Origin of the sequence: Myceligenerans xiligouense (genome assembly GCF_003814695.1) — a bacterium.
GTDB classification, from domain to species: Bacteria; Actinomycetota; Actinomycetes; order Actinomycetales; family Cellulomonadaceae; genus Myceligenerans; species Myceligenerans xiligouense.
Map to the genome: position 1 here is coordinate 840,945 of NZ_RKQZ01000001.1, position 16,849 is coordinate 857,793.

Genomic DNA, 16,849 nt, shown 5'->3' on the forward strand with positions numbered 1-16,849 from the left:
ATGGATGGAGCCTCCGGTCGAGCCCGGCCGTGAGGAGGCGCACGACTGGCTCCGGACCGAGCTGCAACGAGCCGAGTACGCCGAGCGGGAGAGCCTGCTCCAGCGTCTCGTCGACGCGGTCGTCGACTGGTTCCGCGGCCTGGACGACATCCCGGTCACCGGGCTGCCCGGGCCACAGCTCGCGATCGCGATCGTGGGCATCGTCCTGGTGGTGCTCGCGATCGCATGGTTCGTGGCCGGCCCGGTCCGCCGGGAGCGAGGGCGCAAGCGGTCCGACGCCGTCGTGGAGAAGGACGACGTCCGCACCGCCGCCCAGATGCGCGCCGCCGCGGAGGCCGCCGCGCGGTCCGGCGACTGGACGACGGCCGTCGCGGAGCGGTACCGGGCCGTGGTCCGGTCCTGTGAGGAGCGCGCGGTCATCGACCCGCGCCCGGGCCGTACCGCCCAGGAGGCGGCGAACGACATCGGCGGGCGCCTGCCGGGCCTCGCGGCCCGGCTGCACCTCGCCGCCGGCGTCTTCGACCAGGTCGAGTACGGCGGCGAGGACGCATCCGCACGCGACGACACCGCCCTGCGCGAGCTCGACGAGGCCGTCATCGCGGCACGGGTGGAACGCACGGAGCCCGCCGGCCCCGGCGCGGGAACCGGCGCGCCGATGTCGCCCACCCCCTCCGTCGGCGCCACCGCCGGAGCTGTCCCCGCCGGGGACCCGGGGACTCCGCCCGCCGCGAGCGGGCCCGACACCTCGGGGCGGGGGGTGGACGCGCCGTGAGCACCACGCACACCGCGGCCCCGCCCGCGGGACCGCGACCGCACGGCGGATCCGGGACCGGCGCGCCGGTCGTCGTCGGACGCCCCGCGGGGCGCCGCTTCTCGTGGAAGACGGTGGGATGGATCGCGCTCGTCGTGGGCGCGATCGGGTTGTTCGTCTTCGTCCTCGCCTTCACCCGGCCGGTGGGGTCCGACATCCCGTACTCGACCGGCAACCCGGACGACGACGGCGGGCGCGCCGTCGCGGAGGTTCTCGGGGAACACGGGGTGACCGTGGACGAGGTGCGCACCGTCCGGGAGGCGTTCGACGGCGCGTCGGCAGGGCGGACGCTGGTCGTCACCCCGCACCCCGCCTACTTCGAGCCGGGACAGATCGAGGCGCTCGTCGCGACGGAGTCCGACGTCGTGCTGCTCGCCCCGGACTACGAGCTCCTGGAGGCCTTCACGGACGGCCGGGTCGAGGCCTGGTACGCGGGACCGGCGGCCATGGGTGGTCCGCAGTGCGCGGCGCCCGCGGCCCGCGCCGCCCAGGAGGTCCGCCTCGACGCCGGACTGGCTGTCGTGCGGGGCAACGGCGACAGCTGCTGGCCCGCCGCCGGCGGTGACGGGTTCGCCTACGTGCGGGTACAGGTCGACGGCCGGTGGGTGCACGTGATCCACGACCCGTCCCTGATCCGCAACGACTCCGTGCTCGAGCGCGGCAACGCGGCGCTCGCGCTGTGGACGCTCGGTGCGCACGACGAACTGACCTGGCTCGTCCCCGATCTCTTCGACGCGACCATGTTCGAGGGGCCGCCCGACGGTTCGGGCGAGGGCAACGGCGACGACGACGGCGTGCGGGCTCCCGAGGCGAGCGCCGGAAGCGTCCTGCCCCGGGGCGCCGGCGCCGTGGTCTGGGTCCTCCTGCTCACCGGCCTGATGCTCGCCATCTGGCGCGCCCGGCGACTCGGCCCGCTCGTGACGGAGCCGCTGCCGGTGCTGGTGCGATCGGCCGAGACGATGCGGGGCCGCGCACGGCTGTACCGTGCGGTACGTGCGCGGGGTCACGCGGCGGCGGGGCTGCGGGCCTCCGCGGCGCACCGCATGGCGCAGCGACTGGGCCTCGCCCGGTCGGCCGACGCGACGACCGTGACCGACGCGGTGGCGGCCGCCACCCATCGCTCCACCGAAGAGGTGGCACAACTGCTGTACGGGCCCCCGCCCACCGACGACGGCCGGCTCACCGAGCTTGCCCGGAGTCTCGACAACCTGGAGAGCGAGGTCCACCGATCGTGACCGAACCCGTGTACACCCGGCCGGATCCGGCCCCGCGGCCGGACGCCGCCCAGCCGGACGCCGCCCAGCCTGGCATCGCATCACCCGACGCCCCATCGCAGTCGCTCGCGCCGTCGCAGAGTCTCCGGTCCGCGCTGGCGGCCGTGCGCACCGAGGTCGGCAAGTCCGTCGTCGGCCAGGACTCGGCGGTGACAAGCCTGCTCATCGCACTGCTCTGCCAGGGGCACGTGCTCCTGGAGGGCGTGCCCGGCGTCGCGAAGACGCTGCTGGTGCGCTCGCTCGCGGCGGCGCTGTCCCTGGACACCAAGCGCGTGCAGTTCACCCCGGACCTCATGCCCGGCGACGTGACGGGCTCCCTCGTCTACGACGCGAACACCGCGCAGTTCTCCTTCCGGGAGGGCCCGGTGTTCACGAACCTGATGCTCGCCGACGAGATCAACCGGACGCCGCCCAAGACCCAGGCGTCGCTGCTGGAGGCGATGGAGGAGCGGCAGGTCTCCGTGGACGGCACGCCGCGCATGCTGCCGGACCCGTTCGTCGTCGTCGCCACGCAGAACCCGGTCGAGTACGAGGGCACGTACCCGCTGCCGGAGGCGCAGCTCGACCGGTTCCTCCTCAAGCTGGTCCTGCCGCTTCCCGAGCGCGAGGAGGAGGTCGAGGTCCTCGCCCGCCACGCGGCCGGTTTCGACCCCCGCGACCTGCGCGGCGCGGGGCTCACACCCGTCGCGGACGCCGACGTGCTCGCCCGCGCCCGCGCCGAGGTGAGCAAGGTGCAGGTGTCGCGCGAGGTCCTCGGCTACGCCGTCGACGTGTGCCGCGCCACGCGGTACTCGCCCTCGCTCTCGCTCGGCGTCTCGCCTCGTGGGGCCACGGCACTGCTGCGGACGTCGCGAGCCTGGGCCTGGCTGTCCGGCCGCTCGTTCGTGACGCCCGACGACGTCAAGGCGCTCGCCCATCCGACGCTGCGACACCGCATCCAGCTGCGGGCGGAGGCGGAGCTCGAGGGCGTGACGGCCGAGGGCGTGCTCGACACGGTGCTGGCCTCCGTGCCGGTGCCCCGCTGAGGCGGGCCGGATGGCCCTGACCTGGCGAGCCGCTGCGCTCATGGCGGCGGGTGTGATCCCGGCACTGCTCTGGCCGAGTGCCGGGACCGTGGTCGCGTGGACGCTGCTCGTGGTCCTCGTGTGCTGGGCGGACATCGCGCTGGCGGCCTCGGCGCGCCGGGTCGAGGTCCAGCGGTTCGTCCCGCAGTCGGTCCGGCTGGCCGAGCGGACGGCGTCGGAGCTGGTGGTCCGGAACGTGTCGGGGCGCCGGCTGCGCGGTGTCGTCCGTGACGCGTGGCCACCGTCTGCCCGTGCGGGGGAAGGCTCCGTCCCGGGCGGTCCGGGTCGCCACGCCGTCGACCTGCCCCACCAGGAGGCGATCCGCCTGACCACCTCGCTGCGGCCGATGCGGCGGGGCGATCGGCTCGCCGGCGGCGTCACGGTCCGCACGCTCGGTCCGCTCGGGATCGCCGGACGGCAGCACACGCTGCCGGTGCCCGGCAGGCTCCGGGTGCTGCCGGAGTTCGCCAGCCGCAAGCATCTGCCCTCCCGCCTGGCGCGCCTGCGCGAGCTCGACGGGCGGGCCGCGGTGCAGGTCCGCGGGGAGGGCACCGAGTTCGACTCGCTGCGCGAGTACGTGGTGGGTGACGACGTCCGCTCGATCGACTGGCGCGCGACCGCCCGGCGGAGCGAGGTCGTGGTGCGCACGTGGCGCCCCGAGCGTGATCGTCGCGTGCTGATCGTGCTCGACACGGGCCGCACGTCGGCCGCCCGGGTCGGTGCGGTGGGCAGCCAGATCGGCGCACCGCGCGTGGACGCCAGCATCGAGGCGGCCCTGCTGTTGTCGGCGCTGGCGAGCAAGGCGGGTGACCGGGTCGAGCTCGTCGCCTACGACCGTGCGGTCCGGGCCCGGGTGCAGGGCGCGGCCGGGCCGCGGCTCATGCCCGCCATGGCCGAGGCGCTGAGCGTGGTCGGGCCGGCGCTGCTGGAGACCGACTGGCCGGGCGTCGTGGGGCAGGTGAGCGATCGGATGTCCCAGCGCGCGCTCGTCGTGCTGCTCACGACGCTCGACCCGGCGGCCGTGGAGAACGGACTGCTCGCCGTCGTCGACCAGCTCACGCGCAACCACCAGGTGGTCGTGGCGTCGGTGGCCGACGAGGAGGTCGCCGAGATGGCCAGGGGCCGCGAGTCGTCGTCGGAGGTGTACGACGCCGCCGCGGCGGCGCGCGGTGACCTCGAGCGCACGGCCGCCACGACCATGCTGCGGCGCTACGGCGCGGAGGTGGTCGAGGCGCTGCCGGACGACCTGGCCCCCCGCCTCGCGGACAGCTACCTGGCATTGAAGGCCGCGGGCCGGCTCTGACGCGCCGTGCCCGCCGACCGCCGGAGAACGTCGGCGTCAGCCGGACAGGTGACCGCTCAGCCTGGATAGGCGACCGCGGCGATGTCCTCGGCGATCGGGTCGCCCCAGCCCGTGGCGTTCTCCTGGTACAGGTCACCGCCGCGGGTGAGGGCCAGTGCGCCGGCGTCGGTGACGCCCGCGGCCAGGTTCGTCACGTCGGCCAGTTCCTGGACGGTCTCGGTGCTGCCGCTGTCGTCCGGCAGGCCGCCCACGCCGGTCTCGTACATCGCGGTCGTGCCCTCGTCGTCACGCGTGAGCAGGAGGAGCGACGTCTCGCCGGACCACTGGGCCGATACCACGCCGGGAACGGACGCCGCGACCTCCAGCGGCGTGGTGAGCTGCTCGGGCTCCCCGTTCTCGCCCCGTCTGACGGCGGCGACGTGCACGGAGGTCGTGCCCGCTCGGCGGCTGACCACAGCGACCCGCGCGCCGTCCGGAGCGACACGGACCCCGATCACCTGCCGGCCGCTCAGCCATTCCGGGCTCCGGTCGTGCCGGGTGCCCGACTCGTGGGCCACGAGCAGTTCCCCGTCGTCCTTCGACGGGTCGAAATCGTCGTGGCCCGGGTCGTCGCTCGACCAGACGTAGCCGTGGCGGTCCACGGACGGTTCGACGAGCCTGGTTCCCGCCAGGAGTTCCTGCTGCCCGGTGGCGTTGTCGACGTCCGCGACCCGCAGGATCCGGGTCCGGCCGTCGCGCACGACGACGGGCGATGCTCCCGGGCCGAGCGCGATCGCCGTCGGGTCGAGCTCCTCCAGGTGGACCGAACGCTCGAAGTCGGCCAGCCGGTCGTCGGACACCGTGTAGAGCTCCTCGCCGGACAAGGCGATGGCGGTCCCTCGGGTGGAGGGGATGTCCGGTTTATCAGTCATCGGGTCGCTCAGCCGGGCGTCCCCGGCGTACAGCGCGATCTCGGGCCGCACCTCGCCGTCGGACAGTGTGACCTCGAGCTGTCCGAAGAGCAGTCCGCGCTTGGTTTCGTCCAGGTCGGCGATGTCCCCGCCGAGCCGTACCTCGACGGCGCCGTCGCTGTTGTCGGTCACGGTGGGGACGGCCAGTTGCGTGCCTACCGGCGCCACCGTGTCGACGGCGTCCTGGAGCCAGGCGGGCGGGCCGGTCAGCACCTCCGCGACCGCGCTCGTCCGCCAGGCGCTGCGCGGGAACCAGCGCTGGTCGGGCACCCACTCCCGCAGGTCCTGGGTCGGGAAGTACAGCCGCGTCGCCTTGAACTGGTTCGCGAACTGGCGCTCCGGCACGAGGATGCCGTCCTCGAGCTCGTCGATGCGCCACTGCTCGTCGTCGTCCCGGGTCAGCGAGAAGCTCGTGGTGAACGGAGCCACGGTTGACGCCTCGGCGTACATCCCGTGCGCGTCGACCCGGGAGACGGCGTCCACCGAGACCGTGACGTCGGCGGCGTCGGCGCCCTCGGCGTCGACCGTGATGTCGGGCGCACCCGAGTAGACCACCACGTTCTCCGTCGGCGCCCACGACTCCTGCACGTCGTTCGTCAGGTACAGCCGGGCCGTGTCGTACTGCTCGTACTGTGTCGTCGCCGTGGAGCCGGAGCCGCCGGCGAGCAGGAACGATCGCACGAGCCTCGCGGGGTCGGCGTCGTCCGCGGGCTCCGGGGGAATGAAGCCGACCGCGTCCTCGTCACTCTGGTCGGCCTGGCGGGACATGACCGGGCCTGACGACGGCACCGACGCGCAGCCGGCCACCGGCGCCAGGAGGGCGAGGATGGCGGCCAGCCCGGCGGCCACGTGCGTGGGGCGCATCAGCGGACCTCCAGGTCGGGAATGCTGGTCGGCGACGGACCCGTGGGCGGATGCACGACCGGGATCTGATCGGTGGTCACCTGGGGCTCGTGCGAGTCTGGCACGAGCGGGATCGGCGACGAGTCGAGGCGGATACCCGCCCGGCGCGGCAGGGTGAGCCGGAAGCTCGCGCCCCGCCCCGGCCTGCCCCAGACCTCGAGGCGGCCGGCGTGCAGGCGGGCGTCCTCCTGTGCGATGGCGAGCCCGAGGCCGCTCCCTCCGGTGGTCCGGGCACGAGCCGGGTCGGCCCGCCAGAAGCGGTCGAAGACGTGCTCGACCTGCGGTGTGGTCATCCCCACCCCGAAGTCGCGCACGACGACGGCCACCGCGCTGGTGTCCTGCGCGACCGTCACCTCCACCGGACGCCCCTCGGAGTGCTCGATCGCGTTCACCACGAGATTGCGCACGATGCGCTCGATGCGCCGCGGATCGATGTCGGCCACGGCGTCGCCGTCGGGGAGCCGCACGGACAGCGGGGCGTTCTTGTTCTCCGCGAGCGGCCGGGCCATCTGCACCACCGACATGACCACGTCGCCGAGGTCACGCTGTTCGGCGTCGAGCACCGCGGCGCCGGCGTCGAAGCGGCTGATCTCGAGCAGGTCGGCGAGAAGTCCCTCGAACCGGTCGATCTGATCGGTCAGGAGCTCCGCGGACCGGCTCGCGTCCGCGCTGAGCTGGTCCCGCGCGGAGTGGATGACGTCGCCCGCCATGCGGATCGTGGTGAGCGGCGTGCGCAGCTCGTGCGACACGTCCGACACGAATCGCCGTTGCGCCGCGGACAGCTCCTCCATCTGCTGGATCTGCTGCTGGAGGCTGTCGGCCATCGCGTTGAACGACCGGGACAGCGTCGCCATCTCGTCGATGCCCGTGACGCCGGGGAGCCGTTCGTCCAGATGGCCGTCCGACAGGCGTTCGGCCACGGCGGCGGCCCGCGTCACCGGGGCCACCGTCTGACGGCTCACGAGGGCCGTGATCAGACCGATGAGCAGGAGCACGAAGGCCGCCCCGATACCGAGCACCCGGTGCACGAACGACAGGGTCTCCTGTTCCGCCTGCAGGGAGTAGACGTAGTAGATCTCGTACGTGCCGAACCGCGGCACCTGCAGCGACGTGCCGACGACGACGCCCGGTGCGGCGTTCTCCTGCACCGGGTCCCGCACCTCGGTGAACTGCATCACCTGTTCGCCGGTGGTCCCCCCGCGCTCCCGCAGCTCCGCGTTGGCGCGACGCAGGTCCGTGGTGAGCAGGGCGTTCTGCTGAATACCCATGCTGACGGGGACGATCACGTCGCTGACCTGCGGCTGGGTGTCGAGGGGGTGCACGACGAAAACCGCCTCGACGTTGGACGCGCTGCTCATGATCCGCTCGGCCACCGAGCTCATGAGCTGCTGCGCCTGCTGCTCGTCCGCGACCGCCGAGCTCCGGAACTGCTGGTTCGCGTCGGCGGTCAGGGCGGAGCTCTCGTTGACGATCGACTCCAGCCGGCGCTCCACCATGCCGTCACGGACCGACGTCGACAGGTACAGCCCGAGCACGGCCACCGCCACGACGCCGATGGCCAGCGCCGACGACATGATCCGGAGCCGGAGGGAGGCACGGAACGCGTGCACCGCCCGGCGCACCAGGCGAACCACCGTGATGCGGGCGCGGATGGTTGCGCGGCGCGGCCAGGACGTGACCCTGGGCATTATTGCGGGGTACCCGCCTTGTAGCCGACCCCCCGCACCGTCAGGACGATCTCGGGGTTCTCCGGATCGCGCTCGATCTTCGAACGCAGGCGCTGGACGTGGACGTTCACCAGGCGCGTGTCCGCGCTGTGCCGGTAGCCCCACACCCGCTCGAGGAGGACCTCGCGGGTGAACACCTGCCACGGCTTGCGGGCGAGCTCGACGAGCAGGTCGAACTCCAGCGGTGTGAGGGCGATCTTCTCGCCGTCCCGGGTGACGGTGTGACCGGTGACGTCGATGTCGATGTCACCCACCTGGAGCCGCTCCGGCCCCGGGTCCTCGGTGCGTCGCAGCCGCGCCTTGACGCGCGCGACGAGCTCCTTGGGCTTGAACGGCTTCGAGATGTAGTCGTCGGCCCCGGACTCCAGGCCCAGCACGACGTCGACCGTGTCGGACTTCGCGGTGAGCATGATGATCGGGACGCCGGACTCGGCGCGGATCTCACGGCAGACCTGGACGCCGTCCTTGCCGGGCAGCATGACGTCCAGCAGGATCAGGTCCGGCTGGTGCATGCGAGCCATCGACACGGCCTCGTCCCCGTCCGTGCAGAAGATCGGTTCGAGCCCTTCGCCCCGAAGCACGATGCCGATCATCTCTGCCAGGGCGGTGTCGTCGTCGACGACAAGCACGCGGGATTTCATGGTGTCCAGTGTGCCAGGTCCACCCGCGTGCCACGGGTGAATCCGCGCGGCGGGGGCGCCCGGGCGACGCGCGGGCGGGTGCTGGACCCGCCCGCGCGGCCGTGCGGGCGGCGCCGGGCGGCCCTATCCGGTGCAGGCCTCGTCGAGCTGGATCACGCCGAACGACCACCCCTTGCGCTTGTAGAGCACGGACGGGCGCGCCGTCTCCTTGTCGATGAAGAGGTAGAAGTCGTGGCCCACCATCTCCATCTCGTAGACGGCGTCGTCGAGGGTCATGGCCTCGGCGTGGTGCAGCTTCTGGCGGATGACGACGGGCGAGTCGCCCATCGTGGTCTCCACGGAGTCGCCGGGTTCGGTGAGCGCGGCCGGCGCCGTGACCTCGGTCTCCGGACGGTCGCGGGGCGTGAGGATGTCGTCGTCGAGCGGGCGGGGGGTCGTCGTGTTCGGGTTCGGCCTGTGGTTCCGGTGATGCTTGCGCCGGTCGCGTGCGCGGCGCAGCCGCTCGTTGAGCTTGTCGATCGCGAGGTCGAGCGCGCCGAATCGGTCGTCAGCCGCGGCCTCCGCCCTGATCACGGGCCCCTTCGCCCGGACGGTGAGCTCCACGCGCTCGCGCTGCTCGGCCATCCGCGGGTTGTTCTCGTGCGTGACCTCCACGTCCACCCGCCTGGCCGTGGGGGAGAGCAGCTCAACCTTGGAGAGCTTGTCCTCCACCTGCTGACGGAACTTGTCCGCCACCACCGTGTGCCTGCCGACGACGACGATCTCCATGTTGCTATCTCCGCTTCGGGTCGTGGGCGCCTTGCGCGCCCGGGTTCCGCTGTGAAATGGGGCACCTTGCGCGGTGCCGGGATGGACCACCCCCCGTCGCGGTGTCGAAGGGCCAGGGCCCCTCGGGGTACCTCAGGCTAACCCCGAAGCAGGAGTTTGCGACACCCCCAACGGCAGGTAAACAACGCGACATGTACTGACCACTCGTCAGCACGTTGCCGCACGTCCGGGGTCATCGTGGGGCGGCGGAGTCGCTGCCAGCACAATTGCTCCGAGCACGTCCGCCCCGGCCGATTCGAGGGCGTGTTCGCTCGCAGCGAGAGTGGCTCCGGAGGTGAGGACGTCGTCGACCACGATGCAGACGCATCCATCCAGTCGGCGGACGGGCCGCACCGCCGAGGAAAGGTTTCGCCCTCGCGCCCGAGAGCCGAGCCCTACCTGATCCCGGGTGGCACGACGGCGCAGGACGGGCGCGAGCCGGGCCGGACTTCCGCCGTCGTACAGCCCGTGCGTGACGGCGGCGGCCAGCACGCGGACGGGATCGCGCCCCCGCCGCCGCCGGGCGGGCCCCGCCGTCGGCACGGGGACGACGGCGATCACGGCGGACGGCGAGACGGGGCGCGGCGGGGCGGCGTGAGATGGCCTGGAGCGAGAGAGCGTGGCGGGAGACGGGCCGGCCGGCGACGGGGCGACCGGCAGTGGGTCGACCGGCAGCGGGTCGACCGGCAGCGGGTCGACCGGCAGCGGAGCAAGGCCGCGGGCGGCCCGGAGCAGTGCCCCGGCGAGCAGAGGGTCCAGGTCCGCCCGCCCGCGGTCCTTCCAGTGCACGACGACGTCGCGGACCGGCCCGGTGTACTCCGTCAGAGCCCAGACAGGGAGCGGCGGTACGCCGTCGAGACGGTCGAGACGACCCGCCCCGTGCTCGACCCGGACCGGTGGCCCCGTGAACCGCTCGCCGCACCGCGCGCACCACCGCACGTCGGGCTCGCCGCACGGGCAGGCGACCGGCAGGAGCAGCCGGGTGAGGTCGACGAGCGGTCGGAGTGCGGCACGCGAGGCCGCGGCGGCCGGGCTGCCGGGCGCGGGGCTGGACGGGGACATGCGGTCAGCCTGCCCGGCCTCGCGTCCGCCCGCCGGTTGTCCACAGGGTGGAACGAGACTCGCGCGCCTCGCGCCTGCCGATCGAGGTGTCGTCCGGTTCGCCGCCGGTTTCCACGTGGTCCGGCTCGCCGCCGGTTTCGCTTCGTCCGGCCCTCAGCCGGTCTCGCGTCGCCCGGGCTCGCCGCCGGCCTCGCGGCGCGCCTCGACCTGCGCGTCACGTCGTTCCTCGGCCGCGTCGTAGCCGAGAGCCGCCTCGGCCGCATGGTCCGCCAGAGCCAGCCCGGCCGTTCCGTAGAGGTGGAACACCAGGTCGGCGCCGTGTCGCTCCAGCTCGGCGACGTCGTCGTCGTACCTGGCCACCGCCGCGACCGTGCCGGCGAACTCGCCGGCCCGCAGCTGGCCGAGAGCGATGAGGTTGGCCTGGTGGAACGGCATCGCGAGGACCGCCAGGCGGACGTTGCCGGCACTGCGCACGCGCCCCCAGAACTCGATGTCGGTGGCGTCCGCCTGGACCACGGCGTAGCCCTCGGCCCGCAGAGCGGCGACGCGTTCGGGGTCGTGCTCGACGCCGACGACGTTCATCCCGTAGTCCTCGGCGAGCTGGCGGAACGCCCCGCGGCCGATACGGCCCATGCCCAGCACGAGCGCCTCGGCGTCGGACACGTCGATGAGACGCTCCTCACGGTGCAGCCAGTCGTTCGGTTTGGAGGGGAACCGCCTGGCGAGCGTGATGGCGATCTCGTTGCCGCGGGTGTTCAGGGCCGAGGCGAGCACGAAGCTGATCGCGACGGCGACCGCGAGCACGACCACCCAGTCCTCGGCGAGGAGGCCGGCCTCCGCACCGACGGCCACGACGATGAGCCCGAACTCCGAGTAGTTGGTCAGCACGAGGCCGCTCAGGATCGCCGTGCGCTTGCGCAGGTGCATGAGGCGCAGCAGGAGGGCCGTGACGACCCCTTGCAGCGGGAGCATGAGCAGCACGAGCAGCCCGACGACGATCGTCGGGCCGGAGGGCTCGCCCGCGAAGCCGATGGACACGAAGAAACCGACGAGCAGGAGCTCCTTGAGGGTGAACAGGTTGCGGCTCAGCTCGGTGCTGTTCGCGTGCCCGGCGAGCAGGACGCCCATCACCAGTGCCCCGAGGTCACCCTTGAGGCCGACGAGATCGAAGAGCGCGTAGCCGGGGCCCAGCGCGACGGCGATCCCGAACAGCGCCTGCAGCTCACCGTGACCCATGCGCGACCAGGCCTTGCGCAGCAGCCACGCGCCCGGGACGAGCAGCACGAGGGCGAGGGCCCACGGGCTCGGCGGCTCGTCGGCGGTGACGGACACGAAGGCGACGGCGATGAGATCCTGCATGATCAGCACGCCGATGGCGATGCGCCCGTACAAGGCGCGCTGGTCGGACCGGCCGTCGAGCACCTTGACGACGAAGACCGTCGAGGAGAACGAGAGCGCGAGGCCGATGAGTGCGAGCGTGCCCAGGTCCTTGTCCGCCAGGAGCGACAGCCCGATACCGCCGAGCGCGCCGAGGAAGCCGATGGCGATGGCGACGCTGACGAGCAGATGGGCGAAGGTGGTGAGCCAGACCTCCTTGCGCAGCAGGGAGCGCAGGTCCAGCTTCAGCCCGATGCCGAACAGCAGCAGCGTCACCCCGAGCTCCGCGACGGTCTCCAGGTAGACGGGTTCGGCGAACCCTGCTCCGTGCAGCACGAAACCGGCGACGAGGAAGCCCACCAGCGGCGGGAGGCGGAACAGGTGTGCGCCCAGCCCCAGCGCCGTCGTGACGAGCAGGAACGTTGCCGCGGTCACCATGGGGGCGATCTTAGGCGGGAAAGGTTTCGTGCCGTGGTCGGCCCGATGTCGGCGCGAGGATCGCGTGCCGTTCTCCCCTGAGCGAACCGGGCGGCGTAACCGATTCGCGCCTGACACCGTTGTGTCGAACATCCAGCCTTACGGCCTACGATGGGCCTTGCCCACTGGTGGGCAGTATCACACCGACCGATCCGGGAGAACCCGCGTGCCCTCGATTCTCGAGAAGGTCCTTCGCTTCGGCGAGGGCCGGACGCTCAAGAAGCTGCACTCCATCGCGGAGCAGGTGAACCGGCTCGAACCGAGCTTCGAGGAGCTGAGCGACGCCGAGCTCCGTGAGGAGACCGAGCGCTTCAGGGAGCGGCTCGCCGCGGGGACCGCGCGCGAAGAGATCCGTGCCGAGGCCTTCGCGGCCGTGCGTGAGGCCGCGCGGCGCACGCTCGGCCAGCGTCACTTCGACGTGCAGATCATGGGCGGCGCCGCGCTCGATCTCGGCAACATCGCCGAGATGCGCACCGGTGAGGGCAAGACGCTGGTGGCCACCACCGCCGCGTACTTCAACGCGCTGGAGGGCAAGGGCGTCCACGTCGTCACCACGAACGACTACCTCGCCAAGTACCAGGGCGAGCTGATGGGCCGCGTGTTCCGCTTCCTCGGGATGACGACCGGCGTCATCGTCTCCGGCCAGACGCCGGCCGAGCGCCGCGAGCAGTACGCCGCCGACATCACCTACGGCACCAACAACGAGTTCGGCTTCGACTTCCTGCGCGACAACATGGCCTGGTCGCCCGGCGACCTCGTGCAGCGCGGCCACCACTTCGCGATCGTCGACGAGGTGGACTCCATCCTCATCGACGAGGCGCGGACGCCGCTGATCATCTCGGGCCCCGGTTCCGGGGACGCGAACCGCTGGTACGTCGAGTTCGCCAAGGTCGTGCGCCGCCTCGTGCCTTCCCAGGACTACGAGGTGGACGAGAAGAAGCGCACGGTCGGCGTGCTGGAGCCGGGCATCGCGAAGATCGAGGACTACCTCGGCATCGACAACCTCTACGAGTCGCTGAACACCCCGCTGATCGGCTTCCTCAACAACGCGATCAAGGCCAAGGAGCTGTTCAAGCGCGACAAGGACTACGTCGTGATGAACGGCGAGGTCATGATCGTCGACGAGCACACCGGCCGTATTCTCGCCGGCCGCCGGTACAACGAGGGCATGCACCAGGCGATCGAGGCCAAGGAAGGCGTCGAGATCAAGGCCGAGAACCAGACGCTCGCCACGATCACGCTGCAGAACTACTTCCGCCGCTACGACAAGCTCGCGGGCATGACCGGTACGGCCGAGACCGAGGCCGCCGAGTTCCAGGGCACCTACAGCATCGGCGTCGTCCCGATCCCCACGAACAAGCCGCCGCAGCGCATCGACGAGCCCGATCTCGTGTACAAGAACGAGGAGGGCAAGTTCAACGCCGTCGTGGACGACATCGTGGAGCGCCACGCGGCCGGCCAGCCGGTGCTGGTCGGCACCACGAGCGTCGAGAAGTCGGAGCTGCTGTCCGGCCTGCTGAAGAAGGCGGGCGTGCCGCACAGCGTCCTGAACGCGAAGGAGCACGAGCGCGAGGCGTCGATCATCGCGATGGCGGGCCGCAAGGGCGCGGTCACGGTGGCCACGAACATGGCCGGCCGCGGTACCGACATCATGCTCGGGGGCAACGCCGAGCACATCGCGGTCGCGGCGCTCGCCGAGAAGGGCCTGGACCCGGCCGAGACGCCGGACGAGTACGAGGCCGCGTGGCCGCAGGCGCTGGAACAGGCACAGCAGGCCGTGGCGGCCGAGCACGACGAGGTGACGCGGCTCGGCGGCCTCTACGTGCTGGGTACGGAACGTCACGAGTCCCGGCGTATCGACAACCAGCTCCGCGGCCGTTCCGGCCGCCAGGGCGACCCGGGCGAGTCCCGGTTCTACCTGTCCATGCAGGACGACCTGATGCGGTTGTTCAACTCCGGCCTGGCCGAGGCGATGATGCACCGCGCCGGCTTCCCGGACGACATGCCGCTGGAGTCCAAGATGGTCACGCGCGGCATCCAGTCGGCGCAGGCGCAGGTGGAGTCGCGGAACTTCGAGATCCGCAAGAACGTGCTCAAGTACGACGACGTCCTGTCCCGCCAGCGCGACATCATCTACGCGGAGCGGCGCAAGGTGCTGGACGGCGAGGACCTGCACGAGCAGGTGCAGCACTTCATCAGCGACATCATCACGGAGTACGTGACGGCCGCGACGGCCGAGGGCGCGCCCGAGGACTGGGACCTCGACGGGCTGTGGACGGCGCTGCGCAACGTCTACCCGGTGTCGATCACCGTCGACGACGTGGTGAGCGAGGCCGGCGGACCTGGCAGCGTCAGCCGTGACCTGCTGCTCGAGGAGATCCTCTCGGACGCGCGCGTCGCGTACGCCGCCCGGGAGGAGGAACTCGGCGCGGCCGCGATGCGTGAGCTGGAGCGCCGGGTCGTGCTGTCGGTGACCGACCGCAACTGGCGCGAGCACCTGTACGAGATGGACTACCTCAAGGAGGGCATCGGTCTGCGCGCCATGGCGCAGCGCGACCCCCTGGTGGAGTACCAGCGGGAGGGCTTCCAGCTCTTCGAGGCGATGAAGGACGCGATCCGGGAGCAGTCCGTCGGATTCCTGTTCAACCTCGAGGTGACGGTGCAGCAGGCCGAGGGCGGCCAGCCGGACGCCGCGGGCGCGGTCGCGGGAGCCGTGGCCGACGGCGTCCGGACGGCCGGGCCCGCGCCGGGCGCCGCCGACGCGGCGGGAGTTCCCGGTGCGAGCGGCATGACGGGCGTGATGGCCCCGGTGGGGCGCGACGAGAAGGTGGCACCGCGTGGTGGCCGTCTCGGCACGGGGCAGCCGGAGCCGACCGAGACCCAGCCGATGCCCGTGCTCCAGGCTCGTGGACTCGAAGGGCCGCGTCGCACGCCGTTGACGTACAGTGCGCCCAGCGACGACGGCAGCGGTTCCGCCTTCGTCCAGGGACCGGGAACCCGCCGCGGCCGCCGTGCCGCCGCCGGCGCGCCCGCGCAGGCGTCGTCGGGTCCCACGGACACACGGACCTTCCCGGGCACGCCGCGCAACGCGCAGTGCCCCTGCGGTTCGGGCAAGAAGTACAAGGCCTGTCACGGCCTGAACGACGCTTGAGGAGACACGAGTACCGATGACCGAACCCCGACCGTTGCGCGTCGCCCTGCTCGGTTGCGGAGTCGTCGGCACCCAGGTCGCGAAGACGCTCCTGTACGACCAGGAGGACCTCTCGGCACGTGTCGGGGCGCCGCTGGAGATCGCCGGCATCGCCGTGCGCAACGTCGACGCTCCGCGTGACATCGCGATCCCTCGCGACCTGCTCACGGAGGACGCCGAGGCGCTGGTCGACCAGGCCGACGTCGTCGTGGAGCTGATGGGCGGGCTGGAGCCCGCGCGGTCGTTGCTCCTGCGGGCGATCGACGGCGGGGCGGCGGTCGTCACCGCGAACAAGGCGCTCCTGGCCGACGACGGTCCGTCGCTCTACGAGGCGGCCGACGCCGCCGGTGTCGACATCCACGGAGAGGCCGCGGTCGCCGGCGCGATCCCGATCGTCCGGCCGCTGCGCGAGTCCCTCGCCGGTGACGACATCACGCGCGTGCTCGGCATCGTCAACGGCACCACCAACTACGTGCTCGACCAGATGTCGTCGCACGGCCTGGAGCTCGACGTCGCCGTGAAGCAGGCGCAGGAGCTCGGGTACGCCGAGGCGGACCCGACCGCCGATGTCGAGGGGTACGACGCCGCCGCCAAGGCCGCCATCCTCGCGAGCCTCGCCTTCCACACCCGGGTCCGGATGAAGGACGTCGCGTGCGAGGGCATCTCCGGCGTCACGGCGGAGGACGTGGAATGGGCCGACCGCACCGGCTACTGCGTGAAGCTGCTGGCGATCGCCGAGCGGACGTCCGAGGGCGTCTCCGCGCGCGTGCATCCCGCGCTCGTCCCGAAGGACCACCCCCTGGCCAACGTCCGCGGTGCGTTCAACGCGGTGTTCGTCGAGGCCGACGCGGCCGGCCCGCTCATGTTCTACGGGCAGGGTGCGGGTGGCCGCCCGACGTCGTCGGCCGTGCTGGGCGACATCGTCTCCGCGGGCCGGCACCGCGTGCTGGGCGGCAAGGGACCGCAGGAGTCCACGTACGCCGCCCTGCCCGTGCTGCCGCAGGACGCCGCGGTCACCCGTTACCAGGTCCGCCTCGAGGTGGCCGACCGTCCGGGCGGCCTGGCCGAGGTGGCCGGCGTGCTCGGCGACCACGGCGTCTCGATCGAGACCGTGAGCCAGACGGCCGCCACCAGTGGCAGCGCCACGCTCGTCCTCACGACGCACTCCGCGCGCGAGGCTTCCCTGGCGGCCACGGTCGCCGCGGTGGACGGGCTCGAGTCCGTCCGCCGGATCATGTCGGTCCTGCGAGTCGAGGGATGAAG

General features: G+C 72.2%; 12 protein-coding genes and 1 pseudogene. 7 read left to right on the top strand and 6 right to left on the bottom strand.

The window, feature by feature from the left end; translation table 11 throughout:
* Positions 1-4: 4 nt before the first annotated feature.
* Genes EDD34_RS03570 through EDD34_RS03585 form a run of 4 tightly spaced genes read left to right on the top strand, consistent with a single transcriptional unit; the run spans position 5 to position 4,452 of the window.
* Positions 5-772 (top strand): DUF4129 domain-containing protein, encoded by a 768-nt coding sequence (locus EDD34_RS03570; RefSeq protein WP_246012167.1) that lies wholly within the window; start codon positions 5-7, stop codon positions 770-772.
* Positions 769-2,046: a DUF4350 domain-containing protein gene (locus EDD34_RS03575; RefSeq protein ID WP_123813352.1), complete on the top strand. Its 1,278-nt coding sequence runs from the start codon at positions 769-771 to the stop codon at positions 2,044-2,046. The genes EDD34_RS03570 and EDD34_RS03575 overlap by 4 nt, the downstream gene beginning before the upstream one ends.
* The gene (locus EDD34_RS03580) at positions 2,043-3,110 is read left to right on the top strand and encodes an AAA family ATPase (RefSeq protein ID WP_425462341.1); all 1,068 of its coding nucleotides are present in this window, start codon (positions 2,043-2,045) and stop codon (positions 3,108-3,110) included. Before EDD34_RS03575 ends, EDD34_RS03580 begins: the two co-directional genes overlap by 4 nt.
* A gap of 10 nt (positions 3,111-3,120) precedes the next feature.
* On the top strand, positions 3,121-4,452 hold the full coding sequence (locus EDD34_RS03585) for a DUF58 domain-containing protein (protein ID WP_123813353.1): 1,332 nt from the start codon (positions 3,121-3,123) through the stop codon (positions 4,450-4,452).
* 56 nt (positions 4,453-4,508) lie between these two features.
* On the opposite strand, the gene EDD34_RS03590 is transcribed toward EDD34_RS03585, so the two are convergent.
* From EDD34_RS03590 to EDD34_RS03615, 6 genes are all read right to left on the bottom strand, one after another.
* Complete coding sequence (locus EDD34_RS03590; RefSeq protein ID WP_123813354.1) at positions 4,509-6,266, bottom strand: LpqB family beta-propeller domain-containing protein; 1,758 nt, start codon at positions 6,264-6,266, stop codon at positions 4,509-4,511.
* Positions 6,266-7,993: an MtrAB system histidine kinase MtrB gene (gene mtrB, locus EDD34_RS03595; RefSeq protein WP_123813355.1), complete on the bottom strand. Its 1,728-nt coding sequence runs from the start codon at positions 7,991-7,993 to the stop codon at positions 6,266-6,268. Before mtrB ends, EDD34_RS03590 begins: the two co-directional genes overlap by 1 nt.
* Positions 7,993-8,673, bottom strand: a complete 681-nt coding sequence (gene mtrA / locus EDD34_RS03600; RefSeq protein ID WP_123813356.1) for an MtrAB system response regulator MtrA — start codon at positions 8,671-8,673, stop codon at positions 7,993-7,995. Before mtrA ends, mtrB begins: the two co-directional genes overlap by 1 nt.
* A gap of 123 nt (positions 8,674-8,796) precedes the next feature.
* Positions 8,797-9,441 (bottom strand): ribosome hibernation-promoting factor, HPF/YfiA family, encoded by a 645-nt coding sequence (hpf, locus tag EDD34_RS03605; protein WP_123813357.1) that lies wholly within the window; start codon positions 9,439-9,441, stop codon positions 8,797-8,799.
* Between the two features lie 207 nt (positions 9,442-9,648).
* Complete coding sequence (locus EDD34_RS03610) at positions 9,649-10,542, bottom strand: ComF family protein (protein ID WP_123813358.1); 894 nt, start codon at positions 10,540-10,542, stop codon at positions 9,649-9,651.
* Between the two features lie 153 nt (positions 10,543-10,695).
* Entirely contained in the window at positions 10,696-12,357 is a 1,662-nt protein-coding gene (locus EDD34_RS03615) for a cation:proton antiporter family protein (RefSeq protein WP_123813359.1), read from the bottom strand.
* Positions 12,358-12,562: 205 nt separating this feature from the next.
* On the opposite strand from EDD34_RS03615, the pseudogene secA reads away from it, so the two are divergent.
* The 3 genes and pseudogenes from secA to EDD34_RS03625 all read left to right on the top strand — a co-directional run.
* Positions 12,563-15,068, top strand: a pseudogene (gene secA, locus EDD34_RS03620) (preprotein translocase subunit SecA); the annotation flags it as partial.
* Between the two features lie 215 nt (positions 15,069-15,283).
* The gene (locus tag EDD34_RS21540) at positions 15,284-15,547 is read left to right on the top strand and encodes an SEC-C metal-binding domain-containing protein (protein WP_425462371.1); all 264 of its coding nucleotides are present in this window, start codon (positions 15,284-15,286) and stop codon (positions 15,545-15,547) included.
* Between the two features lie 16 nt (positions 15,548-15,563).
* Complete coding sequence (locus EDD34_RS03625) at positions 15,564-16,847, top strand: homoserine dehydrogenase (RefSeq protein ID WP_123813361.1); 1,284 nt, start codon at positions 15,564-15,566, stop codon at positions 16,845-16,847.
* Positions 16,848-16,849: the final 2 nt, after the last annotated feature.